The 24,978-nt window shown below is 46.0% G+C and carries 24 protein-coding genes; 15 read left to right on the forward strand and 9 right to left on the reverse strand.

What is annotated here, in order from left to right:
• Positions 1–23 precede the first annotated feature (23 nt).
• On the forward strand, positions 24–1,649 hold the full coding sequence (locus MKY10_RS01780) for an L-lactate permease (protein WP_061891262.1): 1,626 nt from the start codon (positions 24–26) through the stop codon (positions 1,647–1,649).
• A gap of 43 nt (positions 1,650–1,692) precedes the next feature.
• Here the strand turns inward: MKY10_RS01780 and bmr3 are convergent, their stop codons facing one another.
• Complete coding sequence (gene bmr3 / locus MKY10_RS01785) at positions 1,693–3,231, reverse strand: multidrug efflux MFS transporter Bmr3 (protein WP_015252872.1); 1,539 nt, start codon at positions 3,229–3,231, stop codon at positions 1,693–1,695.
• 112 nt (positions 3,232–3,343) lie between these two features.
• Between bmr3 and MKY10_RS01790 the strand changes: the two genes are divergently transcribed.
• From MKY10_RS01790 to MKY10_RS01800, 3 genes are all read left to right on the forward strand, one after another.
• A complete protein-coding gene (locus tag MKY10_RS01790; protein ID WP_015252871.1) occupies positions 3,344–3,808 on the forward strand; it encodes a MarR family transcriptional regulator in 465 nt (154 codons plus the stop codon).
• 73 nt (positions 3,809–3,881) lie between these two features.
• A complete protein-coding gene (locus MKY10_RS01795) occupies positions 3,882–4,511 on the forward strand; it encodes a LysE family translocator (protein ID WP_015252870.1) in 630 nt (209 codons plus the stop codon).
• A gap of 69 nt (positions 4,512–4,580) precedes the next feature.
• Positions 4,581–5,342 (forward strand): YqcI/YcgG family protein, encoded by a 762-nt coding sequence (locus tag MKY10_RS01800; protein WP_044052645.1) that lies wholly within the window; start codon positions 4,581–4,583, stop codon positions 5,340–5,342.
• Between the two features lies 1 nt (position 5,343).
• On the opposite strand, the gene MKY10_RS01805 is transcribed toward MKY10_RS01800, so the two are convergent.
• Positions 5,344–6,684: an amino acid permease gene (locus MKY10_RS01805; protein WP_029727057.1), complete on the reverse strand. Its 1,341-nt coding sequence runs from the start codon at positions 6,682–6,684 to the stop codon at positions 5,344–5,346.
• Between the two features lie 129 nt (positions 6,685–6,813).
• Between MKY10_RS01805 and MKY10_RS01810 the strand changes: the two genes are divergently transcribed.
• Both MKY10_RS01810 and nadE read left to right on the forward strand, forming a co-directional pair.
• Complete coding sequence (locus tag MKY10_RS01810; RefSeq protein ID WP_003246345.1) at positions 6,814–7,410, forward strand: DUF1989 domain-containing protein; 597 nt, start codon at positions 6,814–6,816, stop codon at positions 7,408–7,410.
• A 129-nt stretch (positions 7,411–7,539) separates the two neighbouring features.
• Positions 7,540–8,358 carry an ammonia-dependent NAD(+) synthetase gene (gene nadE, locus MKY10_RS01815; protein WP_003246440.1) on the forward strand — a complete coding sequence of 273 codons (819 nt, stop codon included), beginning with the start codon at positions 7,540–7,542 and terminating at the stop codon, positions 8,356–8,358.
• A 49-nt stretch (positions 8,359–8,407) separates the two neighbouring features.
• On the opposite strand, the gene tmrB is transcribed toward nadE, so the two are convergent.
• Positions 8,408–9,001: a tunicamycin resistance ATP-binding TmrB gene (gene tmrB, locus MKY10_RS01820; protein ID WP_003246258.1), complete on the reverse strand. Its 594-nt coding sequence runs from the start codon at positions 8,999–9,001 to the stop codon at positions 8,408–8,410.
• A 275-nt stretch (positions 9,002–9,276) separates the two neighbouring features.
• On the opposite strand from tmrB, the gene MKY10_RS01825 reads away from it, so the two are divergent.
• Positions 9,277–9,837, forward strand: coding sequence for a shikimate kinase (locus MKY10_RS01825; protein WP_003246473.1), 561 nt, complete (start codon positions 9,277–9,279; stop codon positions 9,835–9,837).
• Between the two features lie 27 nt (positions 9,838–9,864).
• Here the strand turns inward: MKY10_RS01825 and MKY10_RS01830 are convergent, their stop codons facing one another.
• The gene (locus tag MKY10_RS01830; RefSeq protein WP_306148843.1) at positions 9,865–10,821 is read right to left on the reverse strand and encodes a methyltransferase domain-containing protein; all 957 of its coding nucleotides are present in this window, start codon (positions 10,819–10,821) and stop codon (positions 9,865–9,867) included.
• On the opposite strand from MKY10_RS01830, the gene MKY10_RS01835 reads away from it, so the two are divergent.
• The 7 genes from MKY10_RS01835 (at position 10,744) to putR (ending at position 19,210) form a co-directional block, all read left to right on the forward strand.
• Positions 10,744–11,718, forward strand: coding sequence for a LysR family transcriptional regulator (locus tag MKY10_RS01835; RefSeq protein ID WP_048654744.1), 975 nt, complete (start codon positions 10,744–10,746; stop codon positions 11,716–11,718). The genes MKY10_RS01830 and MKY10_RS01835 overlap by 78 nt on opposite strands.
• Positions 11,719–11,789: 71 nt before the next feature.
• The gene (gene cah / locus MKY10_RS01840; protein ID WP_029727060.1) at positions 11,790–12,746 is read left to right on the forward strand and encodes a cephalosporin C deacetylase; all 957 of its coding nucleotides are present in this window, start codon (positions 11,790–11,792) and stop codon (positions 12,744–12,746) included.
• A gap of 83 nt (positions 12,747–12,829) precedes the next feature.
• Positions 12,830–13,612: a nucleotidyltransferase domain-containing protein gene (locus MKY10_RS01845; protein WP_029727061.1), complete on the forward strand. Its 783-nt coding sequence runs from the start codon at positions 12,830–12,832 to the stop codon at positions 13,610–13,612.
• Positions 13,613–13,801: 189 nt separating this feature from the next.
• Positions 13,802–14,713 carry a proline dehydrogenase PutB gene (putB, locus tag MKY10_RS01850; RefSeq protein WP_072173922.1) on the forward strand — a complete coding sequence of 304 codons (912 nt, stop codon included), beginning with the start codon at positions 13,802–13,804 and terminating at the stop codon, positions 14,711–14,713.
• Between the two features lie 16 nt (positions 14,714–14,729).
• Positions 14,730–16,277, forward strand: a complete 1,548-nt coding sequence (pruA, locus tag MKY10_RS01855) for an L-glutamate gamma-semialdehyde dehydrogenase (RefSeq protein ID WP_003234655.1) — start codon at positions 14,730–14,732, stop codon at positions 16,275–16,277.
• Between the two features lie 123 nt (positions 16,278–16,400).
• Positions 16,401–17,822 (forward strand): sodium/proline symporter PutP, encoded by a 1,422-nt coding sequence (gene putP, locus MKY10_RS01860; RefSeq protein WP_231940256.1) that lies wholly within the window; start codon positions 16,401–16,403, stop codon positions 17,820–17,822.
• A gap of 152 nt (positions 17,823–17,974) precedes the next feature.
• Positions 17,975–19,210 (forward strand): proline utilization transcriptional regulator PutR, encoded by a 1,236-nt coding sequence (putR, locus tag MKY10_RS01865; protein WP_003234651.1) that lies wholly within the window; start codon positions 17,975–17,977, stop codon positions 19,208–19,210.
• Positions 19,211–19,246: 36 nt separating this feature from the next.
• Here the strand turns inward: putR and MKY10_RS01870 are convergent, their stop codons facing one another.
• The 3 genes from MKY10_RS01870 to MKY10_RS01880 all read right to left on the reverse strand — a co-directional run bounded on the left by MKY10_RS01870 (position 19,247) and on the right by MKY10_RS01880 (position 21,947).
• Positions 19,247–20,104 carry a TIGR03943 family protein gene (locus MKY10_RS01870; protein ID WP_029727064.1) on the reverse strand — a complete coding sequence of 286 codons (858 nt, stop codon included), beginning with the start codon at positions 20,102–20,104 and terminating at the stop codon, positions 19,247–19,249.
• Between the two features lie 4 nt (positions 20,105–20,108).
• Positions 20,109–20,993: a permease gene (locus tag MKY10_RS01875; RefSeq protein WP_072692963.1), complete on the reverse strand. Its 885-nt coding sequence runs from the start codon at positions 20,991–20,993 to the stop codon at positions 20,109–20,111.
• A 99-nt stretch (positions 20,994–21,092) separates the two neighbouring features.
• Positions 21,093–21,947 carry an alpha/beta hydrolase gene (locus tag MKY10_RS01880; protein WP_019712511.1) on the reverse strand — a complete coding sequence of 285 codons (855 nt, stop codon included), beginning with the start codon at positions 21,945–21,947 and terminating at the stop codon, positions 21,093–21,095.
• 154 nt (positions 21,948–22,101) lie between these two features.
• On the opposite strand from MKY10_RS01880, the gene ffoR reads away from it, so the two are divergent.
• Positions 22,102–23,112, forward strand: a complete 1,011-nt coding sequence (ffoR, locus tag MKY10_RS01885; RefSeq protein ID WP_029727065.1) for a ferredoxin--NADP(+) reductase — start codon at positions 22,102–22,104, stop codon at positions 23,110–23,112.
• A gap of 31 nt (positions 23,113–23,143) precedes the next feature.
• On the opposite strand, the gene cobA is transcribed toward ffoR, so the two are convergent.
• Together cobA and nirD are read right to left on the reverse strand one after the other, a co-directional pair.
• Positions 23,144–24,595, reverse strand: coding sequence for a uroporphyrinogen-III C-methyltransferase (gene cobA, locus MKY10_RS01890; protein WP_080348067.1), 1,452 nt, complete (start codon positions 24,593–24,595; stop codon positions 23,144–23,146).
• Positions 24,596–24,655: 60 nt separating this feature from the next.
• Positions 24,656–24,976, reverse strand: a complete 321-nt coding sequence (gene nirD / locus MKY10_RS01895; RefSeq protein ID WP_003246252.1) for a nitrite reductase small subunit NirD — start codon at positions 24,974–24,976, stop codon at positions 24,656–24,658.
• Positions 24,977–24,978: the final 2 nt, after the last annotated feature.

Below are 24,978 nucleotides of genomic sequence, written 5' to 3' on the forward strand. Positions count from 1 at the left end.
TTAGAGTAAAGGGCTGATTGTCAATGTGGGAGCAGTTGTATGATCCGTTTGGAAACGAGTATGTGAGCGCACTTGTGGCGCTCACTCCGATTCTCTTTTTTCTTTTGGCTTTAACTGTTTTGAAAATGAAAGGCATTCTTGCGGCATTTCTTACCCTAGCCGTCAGTTTCTTCGTCTCCGTTTTGGCATTTCATATGCCGGTTGAAAAAGCGATTTCTTCTGTTTTGTTAGGAATCGGGAGCGGGCTGTGGCCTATTGGCTACATCGTCCTGATGGCGGTGTGGCTGTATAAAATCGCAGTGAAAACCGGGAAATTTACCATTATTCGGTCCAGCATTGCCGGCATTTCGCCTGACCAACGATTACAGCTATTATTAATTGGTTTTTGTTTTAACGCGTTTTTAGAAGGCGCGGCCGGTTTTGGTGTTCCGATTGCGATTAGTGCGGCGCTGCTCGTCGAACTTGGTTTTAAACCGTTAAAAGCGGCAGCGCTCTGCTTGATTGCAAACGCAGCCTCCGGAGCCTTTGGGGCGATCGGAATTCCTGTCATCACAGGGGCGCAGATTGGTGATTTGTCTGCTCTTGAGCTGTCACGGACATTAATGTGGACACTGCCGATGATCTCATTTTTAATACCATTCCTGCTTGTATTCTTATTAGACCGAATGAAAGGAATCAAACAGACATGGCCCGCTCTTCTGGTTGTGAGCGGTGGGTATACAGCGGTTCAGACACTGACAATGGCGGTGCTCGGGCCGGAATTAGCAAACATTTTGGCGGCCTTATTCAGCATGGGCGGGCTTGCCCTCTTCCTCCGCAAATGGCAGCCGAAAGAGATTTACCGCGAGGAAGGGGCCGGCGATGCTGGTGAGAAAAAGGCATACCGTGCCGCTGATATTGTGAAAGCGTGGTCTCCTTTCTACATTTTAACTGCGGCGATCACCATCTGGAGCCTTCCTGCCTTCAAAGCGCTTTTCCAAGAAGGCGGGCTGTTATATCAATCAACGCTCCTGTTCAAAATGCCTTTTCTGCATCAGCAAATTATGAAAATGCCGCCGATTGCGCCATCTGCCATGCCGTTAGATGCAGTCTTTAAAGTTGATCTGCTGTCAGCGACTGGTACAGCGATTTTAGCGGCGGTCATTGTGACAGGGCTGTTCAGCAATAAGTTCTCCTCTCGGGATGCCTTTGCTTCCCTGAAGGAGACAGGAAAAGAGCTGTGGGTGCCGATTATGACGATCTGCTTCGTGATGGGGTTTGCCAATCTGGCCAACTTCGCAGGGCTCAGCTCTTCAATTGGGCTAGCATTGGCGAAAACAGGAGACCTGTTCCCGTTTGTCAGTCCTGTTCTCGGCTGGATTGGCGTGTTCATCACCGGTTCTGTTGTCAGCAATAATGCTTTGTTCGGCCATTTGCAGGTTGTCACGGGAGCGCAGATCGGTGCGGGTTCAGACTTGCTGTTAGCCGCAAATACGGCGGGCGGTGTCATGGCAAAACTTGTTTCTCCTCAATCTATCGCCATCGCTGCCGCAGCGGTCGGCCAAACAGGCAAGGAATCTAAACTGTTTAAAAGGACAGTGGCGTACAGCCTGATTCTGTTATTGATCATTTGTATATGGACGTTTATTCTTGCAAGATTAGGAGTGTAATAGAAAAAAGCAGTACATGCCCAGCATGTACTGCTTTTTTATGTTAATTTGCTTTCTTTTTCATTTCGGCTGTTGTTTTCACTCTGGCTTTCCCCATAAATAAAATGGTAACCGCCGCGAGGACAATTGGAATCAAAGCGAGCAAAAACACATACGTAATACTTGATGACATCGCGTCAATAATGCGATTCAGGATCGCATCAGGAATCTGGGAACGTGTTCCCGCTTGGAATATCTCCTGCGGGTCGCCAATATTTTGCGCAGCACCTGATCCCGCTGAGCCTTTCATCCCGCTGAAGGCGTCGGTCAGCTTGTTCGTGAATACGTTTGTTTGCACCGTTCCGAAAATGGTGACGCCTAAGGTCATGCCAAATGATCGCAAAAATGAATTTGTAGAGTTTGCCGTTCCCCGAAAGCGAGGTTCAAGATCATTCATCGATGCCGCCGGCAGCAGGGAGAAGTTAAAGCCTACACCAAAGCCTGAAATCATCATGAAGACTGTCAGCCATACCCGTGCTGTGTCAGGCGTCATATTGGAAAGAAGCAGCATGCCGATAAAGAAAGCTATAACAGATATCAGCATCAAATTGCGGAAGCTTGCCTTCGTTTGGAAGATCCCGCCGATCATGCTTCCGATGACTGATCCAATCATCATCGGCGTCAGAATGAAGCCCGCGCTTGTCGCCGAGCTGCCGTAGACCGCCTGAACGAAAATCGGAATAAATACCGCTAAAATAATAAATGTTCCGCCATACAGGAAAGCGAGAATCTGTGCTGTGGCAAACAAGCGGTTCTTAAACATCCAGAAAGAAATAATCGGCTCTTCTGCTTTTCTCTCCACAATAAAAAAGGCAATGAAGAAAACGGCGAATACAATAAACAGCCCAATGATCTGAATGGAGTTCCAATCGTATGTTTTGCCGCCAAGCTCAAGGGCGAACATCAGGCATACAATGGATACGACTAAGGTAATCGCGCCGCCCCAGTCTATTTTCTGCTTTCTGTGCTCCAGAGATTCTTTGTAGTAGCGAATAATGAAAAACAATGACAATGCGCCGATCGGCACATTGATGTAAAACACCCAGTGCCAGCTGATCGAATCTGTAATGATCGCGCCTAAGAGCGGACCAAGAACACTGGATAATCCAAATACAGCACCGAACATGCCGGACATTTTTCCGCGTTTTTCCGGCGGAAACAAATCAAAGATAATGGTAAAGGCAATCGGCAGGAGCGCGCCGCCTCCGATCCCTTGAATGGCCCGGAAGATGATCAGCTGATTCATCGTCTGGGCAATCCCGCATAAAGCAGAACCGATTAAGAAAAAAATAAGTCCAAACAGGAAAAAACGTTTTCGGCCGTACATATCGGAAAGCTTGCCGTAAATCGGCATGCCAGCCATAACCGCCACCATATAGGATGCTGTCACCCAGGCAAATTTATCGAAGCTTCCAAGATCGGCTACGATATTGCCCATCGCGGTGGCAACAATCGTATTGTCCATTGCAGACATCAAGATGCCCAGCAGGAGACCGAGGACCACAAATTTGGTGGAAGCCTGTTTTGCTGTTGTTGTGTCCATTTGTTCTACCTCCTCTTACTTTTCTATGTAAGTTCTGATATCATGATAATAGTTTGATTGTTGAATATCTCGATTATCAAGATAAACTCGATTTTATAGGGAGGACTGTCAGTTGTCAACAAGAAATTCCAGAAGTGAGTTGGAAAAGACTGCTGTTCAGCTTTTTCGAAAACTGGGCACAAGAACGGTTCTGTTTCATCAGGCAGCCGCTCAAGCTCTCGGTCTGTTTCCCACCGATTTGAAATCAGCTGACATTTTAAATGAAGCAGGTCCGATGACGGCCGGAGAACTGGGGAAAAAAACCGGCCTCAGCACGGGGTCAGTCACGGCGCTTGTTGACCGGCTGGAAAAAGCGGGGTATGTGGCTCGTGAAAAGGACCCGAACGATCGCAGGAGAGTCGTAATCGTCCCTTTGACTGCTTCGAAAAAACATATAAAGGATTTGTTCCGTCCTCTGTCTGAGTCGACGATGGATTTGTGCCGCGAATATACGGAAGAGGAGCTGGAACTCATTTTCAGTTTTGTAGGCAAAGCCGCCGCTATTATGGAGGAAGAGCTTGAACGTCTGAAACAGTAAGTGAATTTGTGCATAGCTTGGCCCGTTCCCGAATAAATTGTACAAGTTACATAAGAGAAGGGAGTACGGGCCGGTGAACATTTTTTTGAGCTATATTGTGCTGGGACTGTCCTTGTCTGCGCCTGTGGGGCCAGTGAATGCGGCGCAAATAGACAAAGGAATTAAAAACGGTTTTTGGCATGCATGGATTTTCGGTTTAGGCGCCATGACAGCTGATGGGCTGTACATGCTTTTTATCTATTTCGGGCTGTCACAGTTTTTGACCGCTCCATTTGTGAAAACGTTTTTGTGGCTCTTCGGCTTTTTTGTCCTGACCTATACCGGAATTGAAACGCTGAAAAACGTCAGAGAACCGATGGATGTGCGAAGCTCGCGAGGGAAACCGTCATACAGGAAAACATTCGCATCTGGTTTTCTCATTTCATTGTCAAACCCATTGAGCATCCTTTTTTGGCTTGGAATTTACGGAAGCATTCTTGCGAAAACAGCAGAGGCCTACAATATGAATCAGCTTCTGATCTATAGCTCCGGCATCATGATCGGCATTTTAATCTGGGATTTCTGCATGGCTATCACAGCCAGTACGTTCAGAAACCTGCTTCATGAAAAGCTATTGAGAGGATTGACCGGAATCGCCGGTGTATCCCTCCTTGTGTTTGGCTTTTACTTTGGTTATCAGGGCATCCAACAGTTATTGGGCTGATTCATGAAGGACAGTCACCTGCCGCTTCCAGTTTTAATATAGTATCCAGATGATACTGGAGGTGGATCAATGGTGAATGGGATTTACACCAAAAGTTTTCTGGAACGTATTCAGGAAGAGCTTCCTGAATGGCAAAGAATCGCTTTTGAGCTGCTGGCAGAAACTCTGGGGGACGACGCGGATACGTTTCCGTGCATTCCCGGACGCCAGGCGTTTCTGACTGATCAGCTTCGGATTGCTTTTGCCGGAGATCCGCGGGAAAACTGTACAGCGGAGGAACTGGCTCCGTTGCTTGCGGAGTACGGCAAGATATCGCGGGACACGGGAAAATACGCATCCCTCGTTGTGTTGTTTGATACACCGGAAGATTTGGCGGAGCATTATTCGATTGAAGCGTATGAAGAGCTGTTTTGGCGCTTTTTAAATAGACTGAGTCATCAAGACGAAAAAGAATGGCCGGAAGACATTCCGGCCGATCCCGAGCATTATAAATGGGAGTTTTGTTTTGACGGCGAGCCGTATTTCATTCTGTGCGCTACACCGGGGCACGAGGCAAGAAGAAGCCGGAGCTTTCCTTTTTTTATGGTCACGTTTCAGCCAAGGTGGGTGTTTGATGACCTAAATGGATCAACTGCATTTGGCCGTAACATGAGCAGGCTGATCCGATCTCGTTTAGAGGCCTATGATCAGGCTCCGATTCACCCGCAATTAGGCTGGTACGGAGGAAAGGATAATCGTGAATGGAAGCAGTATTTCCTCCGTGATGACGAAAAACAGGTATCGAAGTGCCCGTTTTCTTATTTAAAGAACATGTTCAACAAAATGAAATAAATCAAGGACTGGCAGGGCGATCTTTATGACCCTGCTTTTTTTGATAGATCATGGTCACGATGGCGATGATCACGAGAAAACCTATGCTGACGAAAAAACCGGGCCGGCTTGATTTTTCAAACAATGTACCGGACACAGCCGCAGCAATCAGAACCATCGCTAAATAAATTTGCGTTTTTCCCATGCCCTCGGGATCAGTCAGCTTTTTGCTGGAGAACAGGATAAACAGCCAAGTGTATAAAAGCATAAGCCCCGCAGCTGTTGTCATATGCTCATAAATGTTTTTAGGCAGCACTAACGACAGAATAATGGAGAGAACAAGCCCCGCAAACGTCAGCCCAAGTGCCGGCCAGCATATTTTTTTGCCTTCCTTTAGAGTAAAGCATTTCGGCGCGTCGCCGTCATCAGCCATCGTACAAAGCAATGTCGTAACCGCAAATAGCGAAGCGACAAGGGTCGAGAACCCGGCGATAATGAAAATCCCGTTAAATATATCAAGGATGATCTCAAGGTTGTATCCTTTTAACGACGTAATGAACGGGCTGTCCTGTTCTGTAAACTTGTGTAACGGAACCAAAAGCAGAGCCAGCCCGATTGAAATGATATAAATAATCGCCAGCGTTGCCAGCATCAGTTTCCCTGATTTAGACGCTTCCTCAGGTTTTTTTAAGTGAACCGCCATCAGCCCCATGACCTCAATCCCGCCAAAAGCGTAAAACGCGTAGATTAAACCTGTCCACAGCCCCATGGCGCCGTATGGGAAAAACTCACTCGTCTTATTTGGAACATGTATGCCATGATTTCCGCCGGACAGGATACCGCATAAAGCCAGGATGGCAATGACAATAAACATAAAAATAGCAGCTGTTTTAATGACTGCCAGCACGTTTTCTGTTTTTTCAAAGACGGACAGGCCGGTGAAAATAATAAGGAGCCCCAGTACTGCATAGATTGAGGCAAACACCCATAGCGGCACTTGAGGAAACCAATGCTTCGTAAATAGCGAAATGGCTGTCAGCTGGCTTCCGGTAATCAGCATTTCTGATGTCCAGTACACCCAGCCGTTGCTGAAGCCTGCCCATTTGCCGAATGCTTTTCGGGCATACGCACAAAACGAGCCTTTTTCCGGCTGCTTCGCCGATAGCTTGGCGAGCTGTTCAAAGACAAAATACGTACCGATCCCTGCGATCAGAAATGAAAGGAGAACGGAAAAACCGCTTTTTACAATTGCGATGCTGGAACCGAGAAAGAAGCCTGTTCCAATCGTGCAGCCGACTCCGATCAGTGACAGCTGCCACCAAGCCAGATTCCCTTTTGGCTGGTCTTTTTTTGTTTGGCTCATTATTTATTCAACCCCTTTTATCTAAGGTTAGATTGTGATCTGTCCAAAGCTTATATACATCGGATTTTTGCCTCTTTTTACATGGAGAAGGAAGCGGACGCTCATACTAATGAAAAAAGGAGCAAACCAATGACACAGCAATATATTGTGGAGCCGAAAAAAGGGCTTGGGCTGAAGCTGAAAAAGGGTCAGATTTTAAAGGTGGTTGATGTAGAAGGGCAGCAGGTGGCTGATTTTGTCGCATACCATGCCAAGGATTTTTATGAACACCTTGATCAGGGAGCGACGATAGACGCCAATCACTCCATTCATGTGAAGGTCAACGACCATCTCTACTCCAACCTGTATAAGCCGATGTTAACCCTGATTGAAGATACGGTCGGCAAGCATGATCTGCTGTTGCCCGCCTGCCGTCCTGATATGAACAGGCTCTTATATGGGAAGCAAAAGGATGAGTTTCAGGATACGTGCTATGACAATATGAACCGTGCGCTTGAGCAGTTTGGCGTACCGAAGCCTCACATGCATTACCCATTTGCGATTTTTATGAATACTGTCCTTGATGAGAAAGGGAATCTGTCTGTGGAAACGCCGCTTTCGAATGCCGGAGATTATGTAAGGCTCAGGGCGGAGATGGATTTAATTGTCGCGTTTTCTTCCTGCCCGATTGAAAAAGGGAAATGCAATGGCGACAGTGTGACATCCATACGGGTTGAAGTCAGCTGATCTCTCTTGTTCACTGTGAATGAAGACCTGTGCTATATTTAATAGGGATACATAACAGTCATGATTCATTTTCATTGATTTAGGGAAATGATCAGTAATAAGGGAAAATGTACAGGAGGAATGATTGGGATGAGCATGCAGGAAAAGATTATGCGTGAGTTACATGTGAAGCCCTCAATTGATCCAAAGCAAGAAATTGAGGACCGAGTCAATTTTTTAAAACAATATGTAAAGAAAACCGGTGCTAAAGGCTTTGTATTGGGAATCAGCGGGGGCCAGGATTCAACACTTGCGGGAAGACTCGCTCAGCTTGCGGTGGAGAGCATTCGCGAGGAGGGCGGAGACGCTCAATTTATCGCGGTCCGTCTTCCGCATGGCACACAGCAGGATGAAGACGATGCCCAGCTTGCTTTGAAGTTTATTAAGCCGGATAAATCATGGAAGTTTGATATTAAATCGACAGTCAGCGCTTTTTCTGATCAGTATCAGCAGGAAACAGGCGATCAGCTGACGGACTTTAATAAAGGAAACGTAAAAGCAAGAACAAGAATGATCGCGCAATACGCGATCGGCGGCCAGGAAGGTCTTCTTGTGTTAGGAACAGACCATGCTGCTGAAGCAGTGACTGGTTTCTTTACGAAGTACGGTGACGGCGGAGCAGACCTCCTGCCGCTGACAGGCTTGACGAAGCGCCAGGGAAGAACCTTGCTGAAAGAGCTGGGTGCACCGGAACGCTTATACTTAAAAGAACCGACTGCCGATCTGCTCGACGAAAAACCGCAGCAGTCGGATGAAACAGAGCTTGGCATTTCCTACGACGAGATTGACGATTATCTCGAAGGAAAAGAAGTATCAGCGAAAGTATCAGAAGCGCTGGAAAAACGCTACAGCATGACTGAACATAAACGCCAGGTTCCGGCGTCTATGTTTGATGACTGGTGGAAATAAGTTGAAGAAAGCCCGCTCTCGGAGCGGGCTTTTGTCGTGTACAGAAGCTTTATTTGATGCGGATATGATTCAGCTTTACCATTAATCTGTCGGCGAACCTTCGGAGGCTGCCTCTTGTATCAGGATCTAATGGGAGTTCGGCTCTCGCGGCAATGTTCTCTGCCACATCCTGAATCGACAGGTTGTCTGTTTGAATGTGGTCCTCAAAAATGGGTGATGATAATCCTTCAACACAGCGGTCAATTTGTTTGGCGGCCCATGAGTTTTTTCCTTCTGCTCTGGTGCGCAGCCTTTTTAACAAGGTTTCCTTTGAAGCCATTAGTGTAAAGTGGTGAACGATCCTGCCTTCCTGTCTGAGCCTGCCGATGATCTCATTGAAGTATTCAGGGTGTACAATCGTCATAGGCACAATAAGGATGCCGCGGTATGTATCTGTCAGAGAAGCTAGCAAACTGTAATTGAACGCCCGCCATAAAGGATAGCTTTGAAAATCGTCCTTTGCGATCTCCTGCGGCACCATGGAGCGCAGCGCAAAACCCATTTTCTCGGGATCATACACGTAAGATGGGTTCAGCCTTCTGTGCAGTTCGAAGGCTGTTTGTGTTTTTCCCGAACCGAATGCCCCGTTTATCCAAATGATCATCGCCATTTCTCCCTTCCTATTTATCATACAGAAAAAGACCCTTCCATCGAAGAGTCAGCTGGAAAAACAATAAAGGCGGAAGGTTTTAACGCTTTTTTGCGTCGAAGTATTAAAATACCTGCAGAAATGTTGTACAATGAATGTCATTCAGGCAAAAATGGCTACAACAAAGCGCACTATAAGCTTGACCGGTAAAGCCGGTATCTATATAAATATTCGCTAAATAAGCATATAATGAATATATAATTTCATTCCTTAGGAGGATTTCGCCGAAGATGAACGCTAAACGAGCCATCCCAGTAAGAGAAAGAAATATCGTCCTGATCGGATTCATGGGTGTAGGAAAAACAACAATCGGCCAATTGGTCGCTAAAAAATTATATAGAGATTTTATTGATATTGACCAGCAGATCGAAAAGGATTTCAATATGTCAATTCCTGAGATATTTGAGAAAAAGGGAGAAGACTTTTTCCGGAAAACGGAGAAGGAATATATTTTAGACATCTGCCATCATAAACGATTCAAAATCGTATCTCTGGGCGGGGGATCTTTTAAACAAGAAGAAATCAGAAATTGCTGTCTGGAAAACTGTCTCGTGCTTCATCTGGACCTGTCATGGGAGAACTGGAAGCAGCGCGCGGATTTATTGATCGAAAGCCGCCCTGTACTGCATAACCGTTCAATGGATGAAATGGAACAGCTGTTTAACGAAAGAAAAGTCATTTATGACAAGCACAATTCAAAAGTGGCAACAGACAACCTTTCCCCGGAAGAGGTTGCCGATTACATTGTTGAGACATTAAAAATTGGCTGGGATCTTTATCAGCCGATGTAAAAAGCCGTGCGCAGCGCACGGCTTTTTTTATCGTTTTATCCCTTGTATCAAAATCGCTTTTAAACAAAAGGAGATGGGCTGTCCGTTTTGGTTCAATGTAATACAGAACGTGTCGCGTGCTTCGTCTGATGCGTGATTCAAGTGGGTAATGATTTGTTTTTCTCGGTCAGCGGGGGTTCCGCCTCGTTTGATCCAGCTATCGTATTGAATCGGCAAGTTCCACTTTTGGATGTCTTGATAGGCCAGTTGATTGGCGCTGAACATCGCCTGCCATTCTGATAATGAGCTTTCACGAACATGGGAAGGGTCTCGAAGCCGGTTCAAATGATTGACAAACTCATCAAGAACGGGATCTTCAGGCGCGTAATGATCAACTAAGAGAAAACGTCCGTCCTGTTTTAGTACGCGTGCAACCTCTCTGACAGCTTTGCGGACATCTGAAAAATGGTGGGCTGCGTATCGGCAGGTGATGATGTCAAATGAATCGTCGGGGAAGGGGAGTGACTCTGCCGTTCCTTGCTGAAAGCGTACGTTTTCAACTCCTTTTTCTTGCGCGAAGGAGGACGCAACCTCAACCATCTCTTTCGTTGCATCAACACCGATGCACTCCTGTACATAAGGAGAAAATGCCAGCGCCGTATGGCCGGCGCCCGCTCCTATATCCAGCACTCGATGCTCTGCCCGGCATTCCGCTGTTTTGATCATCAACCCCAAATCTTCCCCCTCGGCAAATACCTTTTCATCCCGATACATCTCGGCGTTTTTAGAAAACGGTGTTTCATTTGTCATTTGAACCAGCTCCTTCTTTTCGTAAATGATGATATGGATTATGTTAGCAATTTCTGTTATGATTCGTCCAAGATATAAAAATGATGAAAATGATAGGTTCAACCTATGGAGGCTGAAATGGATATTAAAGTGATGGAATATGCAGCGGAAATTGCCCGGCGCCAAAGCTTTACAAAGGCGGCGGAACATCTTCATATCGCACAGCCGTCTCTCAGCCAGCAAATCAAAAAGCTTGAGGCTGAGCTGGGGCTTACCCTTTTTCACAGATCCCATGGCTCTGTTACACTGACACCTCACGGCAGGCGTTTCATTGAAAAAGCCGAGGACATCATTCGTTCCAGAGATGATTTGCTTCGGGAAATGCAGGAGCGATCACAGGGAATCGGTCATAAATTATCCATCGGGATTCCTGCTGTAACAGGGAGATATCTCTTTCCCCCGCTGCTGAAGCAGTTTTTGGCGCGCTATCCTCATGTGGAAGTTCAGCTTGTTGAAAAAGATCCGGTTTCATTAGAGGAGATGACGGCAAAGGGAGAAGTTGACCTTTCTGTTTTATCCTTGCCGATCGAGGATGAACGGCTCTCCATTACACCCTTGCTCACGGAACCGGTTGTTCTCGCGGTGCCGAAGGAAAAACAAAGGTGGATGCCGCCGGAATTGGTCGCGCTGATTGAGAAAGCGCTGGAAGAAGATGAGGGACGCCAGCCGTGTGTGCCGATTGACATGGTAAGGAACGTGCCATTTATTCTGTTAAAAGAAGGCTTCGGCTTTCGCAGGACAGTTCTCGATCTCTGTGCGGAAAGCGGCTTTAAGCCGAATGCCGCCTTTAAGACAAGCCATATTGAAACCGCCCAATCTCTTGTGGCTAACGGATTAGGTGTGACAATGGCGCCGAATATGGTCAGAAGGGATAAAGATCCGGGTGTGATCTATTTATCGATTCAATCCGCGCCATCACGAACCCTCGTCTTCGTCTTTTTAAAGAACCGCTATGTCAGTCTGACCGCCCGGGCCTTTATGGAACTAAGCCGGGAAAGTCTTAAACAAACGTTTGATGAAGGCTGTCTGGGAAACAATGATGAAAATATTTAGAAAACAAAGCCGAAACGTGGTAGTATAGGAATACAAACTATATCTTATAAAACAAAGGGGAATAATCGGAAATGCAACTATTCGATCTGCCGCTCGACCAATTGCAAACATATAAGCCTGAAAAAACAGCACCGAAAGATTTTTCTGAGTTTTGGAAATTGTCTTTGGAGGAACTTGCAAAAGTCCAAGCAGAACCTGATTTACAGCCGGTTGACTATCCTGCTGACGGAGTAAAAGTGTACCGTCTCACATATAAAAGCTTCGGAAACGCCCGCATTACCGGATGGTACGCGGTGCCTGACAAGGAAGGCCCGCATCCGGCGATCGTGAAATATCATGGCTACAATGCAAGCTATGATGGTGAGATTCATGAAATGGTAAACTGGGCACTCCATGGCTACGCCGCATTCGGCATGCTTGTCCGCGGCCAGCAGAGCAGCGAGGATACGAGTATTTCACCGCACGGTCACGCTTTGGGCTGGATGACGAAAGGAATTCTTGATAAAGATACATACTATTACCGCGGTGTTTATTTGGACGCCGTCCGCGCGCTTGAGGTCATCAGCAGCTTTGACGAGGTTGATGAAACAAGGATCGGTGTGACAGGAGGAAGCCAAGGCGGAGGTTTAACCATTGCCGCAGCGGCGCTGTCAGACATTCCAAAAGCCGCGGTTGCTGATTATCCTTATTTAAGCAACTTCGAACGGGCCATTGATGTGGCGCTTGAACAGCCGTACCTTGAAATCAATTCCTTCTTCAGAAGAAATGGCAGCCCGGAAACAGAAGTGCAGGCGATGAAGACACTTGCATATTTCGATATTATGAATCTCGCTGACCGAGTGAAGGTGCCTGTCCTGATGTCAATCGGCCTGATTGACAAGGTCACGCCGCCGTCCACCGTGTTTGCCGCCTACAATCATTTGGAAACAGAGAAAGAGCTGAAGGTGTACCGCTACTTCGGACATGAGTATATCCCTGCTTTTCAAACGGAAAAACTTGCTTTTTTTAAGCAGCATCTTAAAGGCTGATAAATGTGAAAAGCCGCCGCATATCATCAGGCGGTTTTTTTCTGCAAACTGCCGGAATGAGAACAGACTGGAGACGAATAGATATGAAACAAAGAATCATTGATGAATTAAAACGGATCGAGCAGTCATACGGAGTCAAAATCGTGTATGCCGTCGAGTCAGGAAGCCGCGCATGGGGATTTCCCTCGCAGGATAGTGATTACGACGTCCGCTTTATTTATGTGCCGAAAAAGGAGTGGTATTTTTCAATTGAGCAGGAGCGTGATGTCATTGAGGAACCGATTCACGATTTGCTGGATATCAGCGGCTGGGAGCTGAGAAAAACGCTTCGGCTTTTCAAAAAATCAAACCCTCCGCTCCTCGAATGGCTGTCCTCAGACATTGTGTATTATGAAGCATTTACGACCGCAGAGCAGTTAAGAAAACTGCGCACGGAGGCATTTAAGCCTGAAGCAAGCGTGTATCACTATATCAATATGGCGAGAAGGAACGTCAAGGATTATCTACAAGGACAAGAGGTCAAAATTAAAAAGTACTTCTACGTTCTTCGGCCTATTTTGGCTTGCCAATGGATTGAAAAGCACGGAACCATTCCGCCAATGGACTTTACTGTTTTGATGAATGAACTTGTTGCTGAATCCGAGCTGAAGGCTGAAATGGAAACCTTGCTTGAACGGAAAAGAAGAGGGGAAGAGCTTGACCTCGAAGCAAGAATCGATGTTATTCACCAATTCGTTGAAACGGAAATCGAAAGAATCATGGAAGCGGCAAAAGAACTGAAGGCAGAGAAAAAAGATATGACATCTGAATTGAACCGTTTGCTTTTGAATACGGTTGAAGAAGTGTGGAAGGATGGAGGAAGCTGATGTTTTTTGTCGCTTCCTTTTCTCCTTTATTCGACAGAATCCCCCCCGACTTTCTAACTATCTGATTGTGGCAAACCCACAAAAATAATCAGAATCTTTGTATTTTGAGAATATTGTGAACGCTGGTTTTGTCCATTTACAATAAACTCATACAAATACTTCTTAGATTGCGGGGTGTTGAGGTTGGAAGTGATCACAAGAGATTTTTTCTTATTTTTATCCAAAAGCGGCTTTCTCAATAAAATGGCGAGGAACTGGGGAAGCCGGGTAGCAGCGGGTAAAATTATCGGCGGGAATGACTTTAACAGTTCAATCCCGACCATTCGACAGCTTAACAGCCAAGGCTTGTCAGTTACTGTCGATCATTTAGGCGAGTTTGTGAACAGCGCCGAGGTCGCACGGGAGCGTACGGAAGAGTGCATTCAAACCATTGCGACCATCGCGGATCAGGAGCTGAACTCACACGTTTCTTTAAAAATGACGTCTTTAGGTTTGGATATAGATATGGATTTGGTGTATGAAAATATGACAAAAATCCTTCAGACGGCCGAGAAACATAAAATCATGGTCACCATTGACATGGAGGACGAAGTCAGATGCCAGAAAACGCTTGATATTTTCAAAGATTTCAGAAAGAAATACGAGCATGTGAGCACAGTGCTGCAAGCCTATCTGTACCGGACGGAAAAAGACATTGACGATTTGAATTCTTTAAACCCGTTCCTTCGCCTTGTAAAAGGAGCTTATAAAGAATCAGAAAAAGTAGCTTTCCCAGAGAAAAGCGATGTCGATGAAAATTACAAAAAAATCATCCGAAAGCAGCTCTTAAACGGTCACTATACAGCGATTGCCACACATGACGACAAAATGATCGACTTTACAAAGCAGCTTGCCAAGGAACATGGCATTGCCAATGACAAGTTTGAATTTCAGATGCTGTACGGCATGCGGTCGCAAACCCAGCTCAGCCTCGTAAAAGAAGGTTATAACATGAGAGTCTACCTGCCATACGGCGAGGATTGGTACGGCTACTTTATGAGACGCCTTGCAGAACGTCCGTCAAACATTGCATTTGCTTTCAAAGGAATGACAAAGAAGTAAAAAAGGAGAGATTATCATGACAACACCTTACAAACACGAGCCATTCACAAATTTCCAAGATCAAAACAACGTGGAAGCGTTTAAAAAAGCGCTTGCGACAGTAAGCGAATATTTAGGAAAAGACTATCCGCTTGTCATTAACGGCGAGAGAGTGGAAACGGAAGCGAAAATCGTTTCAATCAACCCGGCTGATAAAGAAGAAGTCGTCGGCCGAGTGTCAAAAGCTTCTCAAGAGCACGCTGAGCAAGCGATTCAAGCGGCTGCAAAAGCATTTGAAGAGTGGAGATACACGTCTCCTGAAGAGAGAGCGGCTGTCCTGTTCCGCGCTGCTGCCAAAGTCCGCAGAAGAAAACATGAATTCTCAGCTTTGCTTGTGAAAGAAGCAGGAAAGCCTTGGAACGAGGCGGATGCCGATACGGCTGAAGCGATTGACTTCATGGAGTATTATGCACGACAAATGATCGAACTGGCAAAAGGCAAACCGGTCAACAGCCGTGAAGGCGAGAAAAACCAATATGTATACACGCCGACTGGAGTGACAGTCGTTATCCCGCCTTGGAACTTCTTGTTTGCGATCATGGCAGGCACAACAGTGGCGCCGATCGTTACTGGAAACACAGTGGTTCTGAAACCTGCGAGTGCTACACCTGTTATTGCAGCAAAATTTGTTGAGGTGCTTGAAGAGTCCGGATTGCCAAAAGGCGTAGTCAACTTTGTTCCGGGAAGCGGAGCGGAAGTAGGCGACTATCTTGTTGACCATCCGAAAACAAGCCTTATCACATTTACGGGATCAAGAGAAGTTGGTACGAGAATTTTCGAACGCGCGGCGAAGGTTCAGCCGGGCCAGCAGCATTTAAAGCGTGTCATCGCTGAAATGGGCGGTAAAGATACGGTTGTTGTTGATGAGGATGCGGACATTGAATTAGCGGCTCAATCGATCTTTACTTCAGCATTCGGCTTTGCGGGACAAAAATGCTCTGCAGGTTCACGTGCAGTAGTTCATGAAAAAGTGTATGATCAAGTATTAGAGCGTGTCATTGAAATTACGGAATCAAAAGTAACAGCTAAACCTGACAGTGCAGATGTTTATATGGGACCTGTCATTGACCAAGGTTCTTATGATAAAATTATGAGCTATATTGAGATCGGAAAACAGGAAGGGCGTTTAGTAAGCGGCGGTACTGGTGATGATTCGAAAGGATACTTCATCAAACCGACGATCTTCGCTGACCTTGATCCGAAAGCAAGACTCATGCAGGAAGAAATTTTCGGACCTGTCGTTGCATTTTGTAAAGTGTCAGACTTTGATGAAGCTTTAGAAGTGGCAAACAATACTGAATATGGTTTGACAGGCGCGGTTATCACAAACAACCGCAAGCACATCGAGCGTGCGAAACAGGAATTCCATGTCGGAAACCTATACTTCAACCGCAACTGTACAGGTGCTATCGTCGGCTACCATCCGTTTGGCGGCTTCAAAATGTCGGGAACGGATTCAAAAGCAGGCGGGCCGGATTACTTGGCTCTGCATATGCAAGCAAAAACAATCAGTGAAATGTTCTAAGCGGGACTAAATGGGCATCCTCCCTGCGGGGGTGTCCATTTCATCCATATACTATAAAAAAGAGGAGGAAGTGCCATAGAAAACACACAGCTGATTATTTCGATTTGTATTTATATGGCGGGAATGCTGCTAATCGGCTACTTTGCTTACAAGCGTACGTCGAATCTGACGGATTACATGCTGGGAGGACGCTCTTTGGGTCCGGCAGTAACTGCTCTCAGTGCCGGCGCTGCCGATATGAGCGGCTGGCTGCTAATGGGGCTTCCGGGCGCCATGTTTTCTACTGGTCTGAGCGGCGCTTGGATCGTCATCGGACTTTGCCTTGGAGCGTGGGCGAACTGGCTTTACGTCGCACCGCGGCTGAGAACCTATACTGAAAAAGCGGGGAATTCGATTACAATTCCCGGATTCCTGGAAAATCGCTTCGGAGATCAAACAAAGCTTCTCAGACTGTTTTCAGGAATTGTCATTTTAGTCTTTTTCACGTTTTATGTATCGTCCGGAATGGTGTCCGGCGGCGTCTTATTCAACAGCATCTTGGGGATGGATTATCACACCGGCCTGTGGATTGTGACGGGTGTTGTTGTGGCATATACCCTGTTTGGCGGCTTTTTGGCAGTCAGCTGGACAGATTTTGTTCAGGGGATCATTATGTTTGCCGCACTCATTCTTGTGCCGATCGTTACGTTTTTCCACACGGGAGGAGCAGGTGATACAGTTGCTGACATCCGCTCTGTAGATCCTGATATGTTTAATATTTTCAAAGGAACGAGCGTCCTTGGCATTATTTCTTTGTTTGCCTGGGGGCTGGGATACTTTGGCCAGCCGCATATTATTGTGCGTTTTATGGCGATAACGTCCGTAAAAGAGATCAAAAGAGCGCGCAGAATTGGGATGGGCTGGATGATTTTGTCTGCAGTAGGCGCAGTGCTGACCGGTTTGGGCGGAATCGCTTATTACCATCAGCGCGGCATGACACTGAAGGACCCAGAGACGATTTTTATTCAATTAGGGAATATCTTGTTCCATCCGATTATCACGGGTTTTCTGATTTCAGCGATTTTGGCCGCGATTATGAGTACAATTTCTTCCCAGCTGCTTGTGACATCAAGCTCTCTGGTAGAAGATTTGTATAAGTCGATGTTCAGACGCTCAGCTTCAGATAAAGAACTGGTGTTTTTAGGCCGACTGGCTGTTCTGGCTGTTTCAATTGTCGCGTTGGTTCTGGCTTGGGAGAAAAATAACACCATCCTTGGATTGGTCAGCTACGCGTGGGCGGGCTTCGGTGCATCATTCGGGCCGGTTGTACTGCTCAGTCTGTTTTGGAAACGAATGACTAAATGGGGGGCACTCGCCGGCATGATTGTGGGAGCAGCGACTGTAATCATTTGGGCGAATGCCGGTCTTTCGGACTTTCTGTATGAAATGATACCTGGTTTTGCTGCGAGTCTATTATCTGTCTTTTTTGTCAGCATATTGACGCAGGCTCCGTCACAAGCTGTCACAGACCAGTTCAACGACTACCAAGATACAATGTCACAATAAAGATCGAAAGGAGGAGGAAGGGGCTGTCCCTTTTTCCTCTTTTCTCCTTTTAAGCGGCCATTTTTTTCTTTTGGAAACAAACGTATTTTTTTCTATACAAAAAGACCCCGTATGGATATGATTAAAGTAAAAAAAGTATAGGAGAAAAAGGTATGGAAGAGCTTTTAGAGAGAGTTTTTTCATTTTCAGATGTTGATAAGCTGATTGATTTTATTAGCTATGAACTGCAAAAGCCAGTGATACTGGAAAGCGCGGATTTCTTTTTGTTAGCCTATAATTCTTACTATATTAACCATTTTGATTCTGCCAACCAGCAGACTATTTTTTCGAAAAAGTGTCCGGTCCAGATTTTTGAGAGGTTTCTGAAGGACGGAATTATTGAGAAATTGAAAACAGAGCCTGAGCCTTTTCGCGTCAATAAAATTGAAAGCATTGGGTTAAACCAGAGGGTGGTCGTGAGTGCAAAGCACAAAGGGGAAGTCATGGGCTACATCTGGATTCAGGAGCTGGACCAAAATCTGACGGATGAAGAGCTCGACTTTTTGTACGAGACCTCCTTCCATGTCGGGAAAATCATTTATAAAACGAATAAATTGAAACAGGAAAAGGAAGAAAAAGCAGAGGATCTCATCAAACGGGCGATCTATCAGCAATTTACCTCTGAGAAGGAACTCAGACGGGAAGCTGAAAGGATCAACACCGTGCTGCCTTCCATGTTTTCAGTTGTTATCCTGCACGCCGCAAATGGGGATGGGGAAGCGGTTGAGGATTTAAAGGAAAATATCAGGTCGTACCTGAATTTACGGGATAAGGTCAGTCATGTCTTAACGATCGAATCAAACATTGTCATCGTCGTAGCGAGTTTTTCCCAAAAAAGCTCCGTCTCCTCAGCAGCTTCTGAGTTTATTAACAAGCTGTTAACACATTTTCACTTTCAAAAAATACCTACCCCTATTTATATCGGTATCGGAAACGAATATAATCACCTATTAAAACTTGGCAAGAGCTACACAGAAGCACTTGAAGTCATCAAAGCCGCAGAAATCACCGGCAATCAGGAAAACATTCCATATGAATATGCCAAACTCGGCATTTACCGCTATTTAGAAAGCATCGAACAGAAAAATGAATTTTTAGAATACGAGAATAAAGATTTAGCTTTATTAAAAGCAAAAGACGAAGAAAGCAGCACTGAGCTGCTCAAAACCTTGGAAATCTATCTCCTCAACAACTGCAAAACAAAACCAGCGGCAGAACAGCTGTTTATTCACCAAAATACATTGAATTACCGCATCAAACAGATTACTGAGATGACGTCGATCGATTTAAGCGATTTCAGAACGCGGTGCCAGCTCTATCTCGATTTGATGCTGATGAAAAAGAAATAAAAAAGAAACCAGTACTTGTACTGGTTTCGTCTTCACTTAAAATCCTCTGTAAACATACGGATCATCAGGTTTTTTAATGGTATTCCAGTCAGTTACTTTGACGACAGGGAGAGTTGACTTGAATGGCTGGTAATATTCTGAGGCCAGAGTGCCCTTAATGTGAATCCATTCATCATCCTTGATGTCCATGTCCTTCGGAAATTCCACAAGCATCCCGTACACGCCGGAATCAGCGATACAGTGAATGATGCCAAACCTTAATACGAACAACTGATTTTTGTTAATTGCGTTTCCTTTGTAAGCAAATCCATGGAATTCTATCGTCCGTTCGAGAAATTCACCCGGATAATTATAGATGGTTTCCATTCCTTTTAGGAAATCGTCATCGGTCAGAGAAATCTCTTTTTTGCTGGAATACTTATTAAACAGCTGTTTCATTTGTTTGTCATAGCTGTCTTGCGCGTAATAAAGGCTGGCATCAGGCCGCAAATACTGTGTTTGGGAGTAGTGATCTCCGCTCTCCATCGCCTTAAATGAGAACCCTTTTGTTTTGACTATGGATGAGTCAAGCGTTGCAATCGGGAAGAAGATGCCTGACACCAAAGGAAAAAGAAAAACAACATAAATCAAATAACGCTGATAAAATGGCTTGTTTTGTTCATGGTCATGCTCGTGATCATGGCCGCACCCGCAATCATGGTCATGGTGATGCCCGCTTTTTTCAGGCGACTTGATAAATAGGCACGCTTGGACGGCGGTCAGAATAGCCAGCAGGAAGATCGCAATAAAGGACAGATAGGAATATTTCATATTGATATATTTTGTTAGATTTCCTGAGGCATGCAGATGATAAAAGAAAAACGTAAATCCCATCAGCACCAATAGACGAAACACCCAATCACCCCTTTACCAGTAGTGATCCCGCTAAAACAATCACGACAATGTATGTAATCAGCAGGAAAACAAATCGTTTTTTGAAGGCCGCAAGCATCATCAATAGATTCTTAATATCCACCATTGCGCCAAAGACGAGAAAGGCGATTAACGATCCTAATGAAAATGTGCTGCTGAAGGAAGACGCGATGAACGCATCAACTTCTGAACAAAGCGACAGGACAAACGCCAGTCCCATCATCACGAGGGAAGAGGATACATCATTCTGCCCGATCGCAAGCAGAGTGGATGTTTTGACATACGTCTGCATAGCGGCTGCGATAAAGGCGCCGATGATTAAATATTTCCCCACGGAGAAAAATTCATCAATGGCATGCCGCAAGGTCCCGCCCAGTTTTTGGAGCACGGTGCCGTGATGATGATGGTGGTGCCCGGGTTCATCAGGCTTTAAAAGCTGGTTATCCTTAAATTGATAGGATAAGATGACCCCGATGATCAGCGAAACGGCGAGAGCCAGTCCGCCTCTGTAAAAGACAACGCTCCATCTATTCCCGAACGCAATATAAGTAGAAAATAAAACGATAGGATTAATGATAGGCGCGGTCAGCATGAAAGCAACCCCCGCATGCAGAGGAACTCCCTTTAACAGAAGCCGCCTCGTAATCGGGATGATGCCGCATTCGCAGGCGGGAAATAAAACGCCGGCCAGCGCACCGAATAAAACGGCGAGAAAACGGTTTTTCGGCATGATTCTTGCAATCATTTCTTCAGAAACAAACATTTGAATGATTCCGGAAAGTATGACGCCAATCAGAATAAACGGAATGGCTTCTATTAAAATGCTGATAAAAATAGAATTCAGCTGAAGAAAAGATGATTGTGCTGTCACAATAAAACCTCCGCTCATGTTAAGCTGCCTTTCTTATGATACCAGAAAAAAAGGCACTGCTTGTTTGACGGAGGAGGGGAAAGGATCGTTTCACTTTGGTTAGGATTCCAAAAAGCTGAGTAGGATACTGTCTGTTTCTGCAGCTTCTTTTCCGAGCCAAATCAGGTGTCCCCATGAGTGAAGCAAACAGAGAGCAGCGCCACGAATGTGCTCTTTTGCATGATGTGCATGTGACAAGTCAACCAATCCATCATAAACACTTTGCATAATCAGCACGGGACATATGATGGCTTGCAGGTCTTTTAAAGAGACAGCGGCGGTTTGTGACAAGTCAATCAGAAATCCTTCACCCGAGCGTTGCCGGCTGTTCATTTTCCGAAATGCTTCCATGTCTTTTTCATCCATCAAGGACTTGATTCGCTGAAACGGAAGCGTGCTGAATTGGGGGCTCATAGCTCGAAACATCAAACGCGGGAAAGCGTTATTCAAAGAAGAAATCAGCTTCCATATCCACTTTTCCACCGGCGGGCGGAAGAGAATTCTCCCCAATTTATATTCAGTGTCTTTTGGGGTGAGCCACTCTTTGGTGACTGCGGATTGCAGGGTCAATGTATTTACTCTTTCCGGATAATGTGAGGCAAAGCATATGCCGCTCGGCCCTCCTGCTGAGATGGCGATCACATGGACACTGTTGATTTGTAAATGATCTAATAATTTCACATAGAAACGGCAGGCGTTGGCAAGACTTTTTCCAATTTCTTTTGACGTTCGTCCATAGCCGGGCCTTGAAGGCGTAATGATGGAATACCCTTGCTCAATCAACGCTGTGTATCCGAATTCCTCGTAACAATTTGAATGCCCGCCATGCATGACAAGGATCGGAGTTCCCTTGCCTGTCACAGAATATTCTAGTGTACTGCCATCAAAGGTGATCGTTTCGACTTGTCTTTTCATCTGTTACTCCCATTTGTCCTATTATAGAGTTTTCAGCAATTGATCACAAGGTGAAGAAATGAATAAACACAGGCCCTTGAAATATGATATACTTTGTATTGATATTCATTCTCAATTAAAACTTTGATATAGATGTGAACGGGAGGCAGGACGGATGGCTGAGAATCAAGAGGTATATGACGTTACGATAATAGGGGGCGGGCCGATTGGGCTGTTTACTGCTTTTTACTGCGGGATGCGGGAGCTGAAAACAAAGGTAATCGAATTTTTGCCGAAGCTCGGAGGGAAGGTGTCTTTATTCTTTCCTGAGAAAATCATTCGCGATATCGGCGGCATACCGGGGATTGCGGGAAAGCAGCTGATCGAGCAGCTGAAGGAGCAGGCGGCAACATTTGATCCTGATATCGTATTGAATCAGCGTGTGACCGGGTTTGAACGCCTGAATGACGGCACCATTGTACTGACGGGTTCTGAAGGGGAAAAGCACTATACAAGAACTGTGATTTTGGCTTGCGGCATGGGTACACTTGAGGTCAATGAGTTTGACAGCGAGGATGCGGCCCGATATGCGGGCAAAAATCTTCATTATGGAGTGGAGAAGCTCGATGCGTTTAAAGGGAAACGCGTGGTGATATCAGGCGGCGGAGATACTGCGGTCGATTGGGCTAATGAGCTTGAACCGATTGCGGCGTCTGTGACTGTCGTTCATCGGCGTGAGGAATTCGGCGGAATGGAAAGCAGCGTGACGAAAATGAAGCAATCATCGGTGCGGGTGCTTACGCCTTATCGGCTGGAGCATTTGAACGGAGATGAAGAGGGCATCAAAAGCGTGACCGTTTGTCATACTGAGTCTGGCCAGAGGAAAGACATAGAAATTGATGAGCTGATCATTAATCATGGCTTCAAAATTGATCTAGGGCCGATGATGGAGTGGGGGCTGGAGATTGAAGAAGGCAGGGTGAAAGCTGACAGACATATGCGGACGAATCTTCCGGGCGTGTTTGTAGCGGGTGACGCGGCTTTTTATGAAAGCAAGCTGAGATTGATTGCCGGCGGCTTTACCGAAGGCCCGACAGCGGTCAACAGTGCCAAGGCTTATCTGGACCCTAAGGCCGAGAATATGGCGATGTATTCCACCCATCATAAAAAATTGGTACATAAATAAAACAGCCCTTGGGGGAAAGGGCTGCCAGCCATCAGCTGTGAAGGAGCTTTTTCTGCGTCTGTTGATTCTGAATGAAAGCTAGCAATTCATCCTGTTCTTGTACAGCTGTGAATCCATAAGCTTCGGCAGCTGAGTCATCGCCTATACAGACGATAGGGGGCCGGCTTGCTGACAATTCCGGCGAAATGCCAATTTGTTCGCCACCATTGATCAATTGCTGAACGGACAGCTTGTTCGGGCAAATGACCATGTGCAGCGGGGATTCACTGATGGTACGCTGAATCATGTGGGTGAACCGGTCATCTATGACGTTTTCATGAGTGATATAAAACGAACAGGATTCATGCTTTTGCATGAATTCCACTGCATGGCGGCTCCCGACAACAAGACGTTTCTCTGAATCAGGTTGAATGGCGGTGACAAGAAAGCCCCGTTTCTCAAGCTCTGTCTTTGCTTGCTCAGATGCTGCACTCAGTTTGGCTGTCAGCTGGCGGATGTCGATTTTCTGAGAAGCCAGTGCTCTGAAAAATTCACAAACCGCTCGGCGCGATGTGAAAAAAACGTCTTCAAAGGTGCCAATCTTTCGAAGAATGTCTTCATTGACTGGCATGTTTTCGGTCCGCCATTTCGGCCACTCGATGACATCGGCGCCGGAATCGCGCAGCTTGTCTGCAAGCGGGTCTTCATCTTCGCCATGAGTCACAACCATCAAATGCCGTCCGATGAGCGGTTTGCTTTCAAACCAGCCGTGTGTTTGAAAGTTGACGATGTCTCCGATGACGATAATCGCAGGGTTTGTAATCTGGTGTTCCTGCACTTTTTGCTGAATGTTCTCAAGTGTTCCTTTCACACTCCGCTGGCGGCCCCACGTTCCCCATTGGATGACAATGACAGGGACAGAAGGCGATTTCCCGTATGAAATAAGCTGCTGGCAAATATAAGACAAGTTCTTGACACCCATGTAAAAAACAAGGGTTTGTACGCTTCGTGCAAGCCCTTCCCAGTCAAGGTTCGGCGTGCCTTTTAATGATTTATCATGCGCTGTAATCATGGCAAAAGACGATGCGAAATCCCGATGCGTGACGGGGATGCCCGCATATAGCGGCGCTGCAATTCCAGAGGTGATTCCCGGCACCATTTCATAGCGAATGCCGTGCTCATGAAGAGCATCTGCTTCCTCGCCGACTCTGCCGAATACGCTCGGATCTCCGCCCTTCAAGCGAACGACGGTTAACCCATTTAATGCTTTTTCAACCAGCAGGGCGTTAATTTCTTTTTGTTTCATAAAATGGCGGTTTGGCAGTTTTCCGCAATAAATAAACTGGCAGTCCGGTGATGCAAATTCGAGCAGCTTCGGGTTGGCGAGCCGGTCATATAAAATCACATCTGCTTCCTCGAGCGCCTGTTTTCCTTTGATGGTGAGCAGGCCTGGGTCGCCGGGTCCGGCTCCCACGAAATATACGATTCCGTTCTTCATGATCATGTCATCCTTCCGTCACTGTAAAAAATGAAGGACCACTAGAAAAGTGATCCGGTCTTTTGATCAATATACGAGATAAACATGTTCTCCTTCGATCAGCGTTTCATATGTTTTGACGCATCCGTGGTCAGGTTCTTGGACGATTCCGTCTTCTAAGGAAATTTTCCAGTCGTGCATCGGGCAGAAAACATATTGACCGCTGACGATGCCTTCTGCCAGGACGCCGCCTTTATGCGGACAGCGGTTTTCGATGGCGCGGATGCTTCCGTCTGAAAGCTTGAAAACCGCGAGCTCCTTATCTTCAATATACACTGTTTTGCCTAATTGTTCAGGCAATTCTTCAATTTTTCCGATACATACTTTTGTTACGTCTTTGTTTACCATGC

It is taken from the genome of Bacillus sp. FSL P4-0290, assembly GCF_037975435.1.
Classification (GTDB): Bacteria; Bacillota; Bacilli; order Bacillales; family Bacillaceae; genus Bacillus; species Bacillus subtilis.